We start from the raw sequence: 5,348 nt of genomic DNA, 5'->3' as shown, positions 1-5,348 counted from the left end.
GCTCGCCGCGCAGGTGAACGATGGTGGCGGAGGCAGGGATGAGCCACAGACCTGCCCCGAGGCGGGGGTGGAGGGTGGTCATGGGGTTCTCCGATCGGGGGCATCACAGGATGCGGGCCTGGCGGCGGTGGGGCTTCGCGATGAGGTCGAACGAGGTCGAACGAGGTCGGTGACCGTGCTGCGCAGGTGGTCGGCGGCACAACGCCGGGGGCATCCCTCGGGGGCCGGTGGACTCATGAGTGAGCTGAGCCTGGAGGGTTAGCCGGGGCGTCTCGGTGCCTGCAGGTGGAGGCCGGGCGTCTGGCGCCAGCCGGTGAGCTCGAGCAGGCGTCGCACTTGTGGGGGCGCCGACCGCAGCGTCAGAACATGGTCGCCGTCGCTGTCGTGCAGAGCGGCGGCGGCGCTGACCAGGGCGCGCAGCCCGCCGACGTCGATGAACGCCAGGCCGCTCAGATCGACACAGAAGCCGCGGCCGCTCGCCATCGAGCCGAGCGCCTGCCGCAGGTCGGGCAGGGTGGAGTGGTCGAGCTCGCCCTCGACCCACAGGCCCGCACGATCGGCAAGCGGGGTGATGCGCAGGAGCTGGTCGGTGGCCGTGACCGGGGCGGCCGTGATGGGGGCGGCCCTGACGGGGGTGAGCGCGGTCACGAATCGTTCGACCAGAGCGGCGATCACAGCAGCGATCACGGAAGCGGGGGCGCTGGCGGCGTCCTTGGTACTCATGCCGGGCTCCTACAGGGGAGTACGGGAGACAAGAGGGCCGCGAGGTCGAAGCGGCGGCGTGAACACGTTGCCAGGGTGCCAGCGTGAGCGGTGCAGTGCCCTGATCATCCAGCAGTCTCGCTGGAGCGGAAACCACCGATGCCAGCCAGGGTTATCACCAGCGGCGATCACCGGCCAGGTGTTGGTCGGGTGAGGGTAGCGGGCCCTCACCCTGAGGAGTGCCGATCTCCCGGCCCGGGGGGCACGCTCATCGGTTCCGGTGATAACCGGCCTGATCCTTGCTCGTTTCCCCCCCGCAGGCCGGGGAGGACACTGGGACTCCAAGCCGCCTGAGCGCGGTGAGTGTCCGCCTGCGCGAGGTCATGGCTGACGGGCAGACAATGGTCTGCCCGGATGATGACCGAGCGGGGCGGTGAAGGGAAATCACCATGAGTCTTGGTAGGAAGATCAGAGATAGGGCGCAGGTCGTCAAGGGCTGGGCCAGGCAGCGTTTGGGCCGCGCCACCGGCAACCAGCGCCTGCAGGCCGAGGGCAAGACCGATCGAGTAGTAGGCAACCTGAAGCAGGCCGGCGGGAAGGCCAAGGACGCCTTCAAGCGCTGATCCTCCGTCTCCGGCAGGCAGCCCGGCGGGGCCGGGCCGCGAACTGGTCCCGCCCTGATACCGCGGCACTCCGCGATGAGTCGTTCCCCTCATCGCCTCCGACACTCCCCGCACAATGACAAAGACGGAGGTAGAAGCGATGCGCTTCGCATCGTTAGTGCTGATCCTGTGGCTGATCGCCGGCGCCGTCGCGGCGGCCCAACGCGGCTACTTCACCGGACCGGTCGAGAACTGCAACCAGATGGCCACCGTCGCCGTGACAGTCGTGGCCGGCCCGCTCAACTATCTCGGCATGAACCCGAAGATCGCCTGCCAGACTCCCAAGCCCAGCAAGTAGTGGCAGGGCTGCCCAAGGCTCGCGAGGGCCTAAAGTGCAGGAAGACGGTCCATATCGGCGCCGCCCGATTGAGGGAGGGGTGGCGGGCATGGAACTGCGCCAGTTGCGGTATTTCGTGACACTGGCCGAGGAGCTGCATTTCGGCCGGGCGGCGGCCCGGGAGCACATCGTGCAGTCCGCGCTGAGCCAGCAGGTGCAGCGGCTGGAGCGCGAGCTGGGGGTGCGGTTGCTGGATCGCAGTACCCATCACGTCGACCTGACCCCGGCGGGCGTGGCCTTCCTCGTCGAGGCGCGCCAGATTCTCGACCACGTGGGGCGGGCCAAGCAGGTCGCGCGCAACGCCGTCGCGGTCACACCGACGCTTCGGGTCGGCATCATCGACGCCGGTTACGATTCGATGCCGCAGATCCTGCGCGAGCTCCAACGCGCCCATCCGGACGTCACGATCCATCAGGTCGAGGCGGGCACCCCCGAGCAGTACCGGCAACTGGCCGACGGGCGCCTGGACATCGGCATCGGGCATGCCTCCCAGGTTCCGCACGAGGTGACCTTCGAGCTGATCAGGCTCGATCCGCTCGGCGTGCTGGTGCCCGACGACCACCGCTTCGCCGGCCTGGACGCCGTACCCGTCGCTGCTCTGGCCGATGAGTTGCTGCTGCTCGGCGAGGAAGCGCAGACACCGGAGCTCAACCAGTTCGTCATCGAGCTGTGCCGGTCGGCCGGCTTCGCACCCACCATCTACGAGGGAACCGTCGAGAGCACCCGCGCCGCCGCCGACCTCGTCCTGCAGCACCGCTGTGTGCACTGCATCCCCTCCTCCTCCCACACCTCCAACCGGCCGGGCACCACCTGGCGGCCCCTGACCGAACCCGTCACGCACTACCCCTGGTCACTGTTGTGGCACAACGCCAACTCCTCGCCCCACATCGCCGCCGTCATCGACAGCGCCCGACAACTCGCCCAGCGGCTCGGCTGGCTGCAATCCGCCGCCCGGCCCACCGAACCGACACCCGGCGAAGATGTTCCGACAGTCACCAGCCGCAGCGATGAGCCGGTGTGATGCGCCGGGCTCGCCACGGAAGCCCTTCGCCCTGCTGATCGGTTCTGGAGATGGGTCCTTTCCGAATCGCCTGTTTCCGCCCCGTTCGCAGGGGTGTTGGCTCAAGGCGAACGAGTACGACCGTCGGCGCCAGCAATCCCGCGGCGGCCGGCCCTCCTGCTTCGACCGGTCCGGAAGACCGATCCCGCGCAGACATCGATGCACCGCCATAGGGAGTTCGGCCATGGGCATCATCGCTTGGATCATCCTCGGACTGGTCGCCGGCCTGCTGGCCAGAATGCTGGTCCCCGGTAAAGACTCGCAAGGCTTGATCATCACCCTCGTGCTCGGCATCGCCGGAGCGCTGCTGGGCGGCTTCGTGGCCACTCAGGTGTTCCACGTCGCCGGCGTCCAGGGGTTCTTCAACCTGTCCACCTGGGTCTGCGCCATCGTCGGCGCGGCAGTCCTGCTGCTCGCCTACAACCTGATCACCGGCCGGCGTTCGGGTCAGCGTTCGGGCCGCTGGGCCAGCCGCAGATGACCCCCGTCCAGCTCATCACGCATCACGCCTGCCGCAGCAGGGGTGATGCGTGATGCCCATTGCCGCGGCGATCGCGGTCGTCGTCTTCGGCGCCATCCTCACCTTCGCCGTGGCGGACGGCTCGGTGGGCGCCTTCAACCTACGCATCGTAGGTGTCGTCTTGATACTCGGCGGCGCCGCCCTCTTGCTGCCTCTGCTGCTGCGCAGCCGGTCACGCTGGAGCAAGTCCACCGTCCGCAGCCGCCAGGACGTCATCGACGACCGGCCGCCACCCACCCTGATAGACCCTCCGCACTACGACGGCAGACAGGGTGGGACCCGCAGGGCGGCCCCGGACGATCGTCGCCTGTGAAAAGGGAAGCGCCAAGACCGTACCGGTGACCTACATCCGATCTGAAGCCGTGCGGCCCGTGCCGGCTGCGGCCGGTACGCCGCGGCAGCCTCGATGGCGGTCAGGACCAGGCGGCACACCGGTATCGGCGTGCCGCTGCTCAACCTATGTCCAACGGTTGTCTTTGCCCCGTCCTCGCCAGCGTGCGCGAAGGCATCGACATCTCCAGGAGGCAGACATGCGCAACGACCACGTACGCCTTGATAACTGCCTCGACGAATTCGCCGACATGCCGCCGCTGCGGCCCGTACCCGTCCCCGCTCTGGAACACGACAGCGCCGACGATGCCCCGCCGCCGACACCGTCTGACAAGCTCGTCTTCGACCTGTCGGCCCAGCCACCGCCCGCCCTGCCCGCATCGCCGGCACCAGCGGTGTCTCTGCTCGACAGCGACCCAGCCGGTGTCCGGGACCGCTGGCGCGACCTTCAGGCGGCCTTCGTCGACGATCCCCGCGATGCGGTGCAACGCGCCGAGGCCCTGCGCTCCTACCGCGACACCCTGCACAGGCTGCTGCCACTCGCCGACGAGCCGGCGACCCGGTAACCCTTGTCTGCCGCCTGCAAGGCATCGGAAGAAAGGGAAAAGGATGGCCGTTCTGGACGCCGGCCTGGAACAAATGACCGCCGAAGAGCTCCTGATCGAAATGGTCCGGCCGCAGACCTCACCAGCGCACAAGGCACGGCTGCGCGAGCGGCTGGTTGAGACGCACGCCTGGATGGCCAAGTCCATCGCGCGCCGCTACCGCAACCGTGGCGAACCCGTGGAAGACCTCCTGCAGGCCGCCTACGTCGGCATGGTCAAGGCCATCAACGGGTTCGACGCCGACCTCGGCCACGACTTCCGCCACTACGCGGCCGTCACCATGGCGGGCGAGGTCAAACGCCATTTCCGCGACCGCGCGTGGGCCATCCGGGTTCCCCGCGTCTACCAGGAACGCCGCTCGAGGCTGAACAAGCTGTCCGCCGACCTCAGCCAGAGCCTGGGCCGCTCGCCCACCGTTGCCGACCTGGCGGCCGAGATGGGCCTCTCAGAGGAAGCCGTCCTGCTGACGATGGACGCCTCGGCCGCCTACAGCACCCTGTCGCTGGATGCCCCCGTCAACAACGACGGCGACTCCTCCAGCCTGGGCGACTTCCTGCCCCAAAACGACGAAGCACTGGACACCGTCATCGGCAGGCAGTCCGTCAAGGCGCTCATCGACGCCCTGCCCACGCGCGAGAAGCACATCCTGCTACTGCGCTTCCACGGCAACCAGACCCAAGCCGAGATCGCCGCCGAGATCGGACTCTCCCAAATGCACATCTCCCGCATCCTGCGCAACGTCCTGGGCCAGCTACGCAAGGCACTGACCGACTAACCGACCGATCAATCGCATCTGGAGGTCTGTGATGACGGTGAAGAGCGGGGTCAAGTCCGCGGGCCGCCAGGCGGCCTCAAGCCGCTGGCTTGAAGGGCTCGCCCGGGGAGGGTTCGTGGCACGCGGTGTCAACTACCTGCTCATCGGCGTGCTGGCCGTACAGATCGGCGTAGGCGCCGGCGGTGAGGCGGCCGACACCTCAGGAGCGATGCATGCCGTCATCGCCTACCCCGGCGGGTTGGTGCTCTTGTGGCTGGTAGCGGTCGGTTTCGCGGGGTTGGCGTTGTGGCGGCTGGCCGAGGTGGTCTACGGGCAGGCCAGCCCGAACGGCCAAACCGTCACCAAGCGGCTGGCATC

At 68.3% G+C, this 5,348-nt stretch carries 9 protein-coding genes; 8 read left to right on the top strand and 1 reads right to left on the bottom strand.

The genetic code is table 11. The features are described 5' to 3' along the window. Nucleotides 1–258: 258 nt before the first annotated feature. Nucleotides 259–723, bottom strand: a complete 465-nt coding sequence (locus KLK06_RS59185) for an STAS domain-containing protein (protein ID WP_214644713.1) — start codon at nt 721–723, stop codon at nt 259–261. A gap of 428 nt (nt 724–1,151) precedes the next feature. Between KLK06_RS59185 and KLK06_RS59180 the strand changes: the two genes are divergently transcribed. The 8 genes from KLK06_RS59180 to KLK06_RS59145 all read left to right on the top strand — a co-directional run. Continuing rightward, a complete protein-coding gene (locus KLK06_RS59180; RefSeq protein ID WP_214644712.1) occupies nt 1,152–1,325 on the top strand; it encodes a CsbD family protein in 174 nt (57 codons plus the stop codon). A gap of 139 nt (nt 1,326–1,464) precedes the next feature. Next, nucleotides 1,465–1,662, top strand: a complete 198-nt coding sequence (locus KLK06_RS59175; RefSeq protein WP_214644711.1) for a hypothetical protein — start codon at nt 1,465–1,467, stop codon at nt 1,660–1,662. Between the two features lie 88 nt (nt 1,663–1,750). Next, nucleotides 1,751–2,722: a LysR family transcriptional regulator gene (locus KLK06_RS59170; RefSeq protein ID WP_214644710.1), complete on the top strand. Its 972-nt coding sequence runs from the start codon at nt 1,751–1,753 to the stop codon at nt 2,720–2,722. A 223-nt stretch (nt 2,723–2,945) separates the two neighbouring features. Next, the gene (locus KLK06_RS59165; protein WP_214644569.1) at nt 2,946–3,242 is read left to right on the top strand and encodes a GlsB/YeaQ/YmgE family stress response membrane protein; all 297 of its coding nucleotides are present in this window, start codon (nt 2,946–2,948) and stop codon (nt 3,240–3,242) included. A 52-nt stretch (nt 3,243–3,294) separates the two neighbouring features. Further along, on the top strand, nt 3,295–3,594 hold the full coding sequence (locus tag KLK06_RS59160; RefSeq protein WP_214644709.1) for a hypothetical protein: 300 nt from the start codon (nt 3,295–3,297) through the stop codon (nt 3,592–3,594). Nucleotides 3,595–3,811: 217 nt separating this feature from the next. Beyond that, nucleotides 3,812–4,177, top strand: coding sequence for a hypothetical protein (locus KLK06_RS59155; RefSeq protein ID WP_214644708.1), 366 nt, complete (start codon nt 3,812–3,814; stop codon nt 4,175–4,177). Nucleotides 4,178–4,220: 43 nt separating this feature from the next. Next, nucleotides 4,221–4,991 carry a SigB/SigF/SigG family RNA polymerase sigma factor gene (locus tag KLK06_RS59150; RefSeq protein ID WP_214644707.1) on the top strand — a complete coding sequence of 257 codons (771 nt, stop codon included), beginning with the start codon at nt 4,221–4,223 and terminating at the stop codon, nt 4,989–4,991. Nucleotides 4,992–5,022: 31 nt separating this feature from the next. Further along, nucleotides 5,023–5,348, top strand: a 326-nt coding sequence (locus KLK06_RS59145) for a DUF1206 domain-containing protein (RefSeq protein ID WP_214644706.1), incomplete at its 3' end; no start/stop codon positions are given.

Source organism: Nonomuraea sp. NEAU-A123 (assembly GCF_018603905.1).
Taxonomy (GTDB): Bacteria; Actinomycetota; Actinomycetes; order Streptosporangiales; family Streptosporangiaceae; genus Nonomuraea.
Note: the sequence above shows the minus strand (reverse complement) of the source record. Positions and strands in the feature narration are given on the sequence as shown.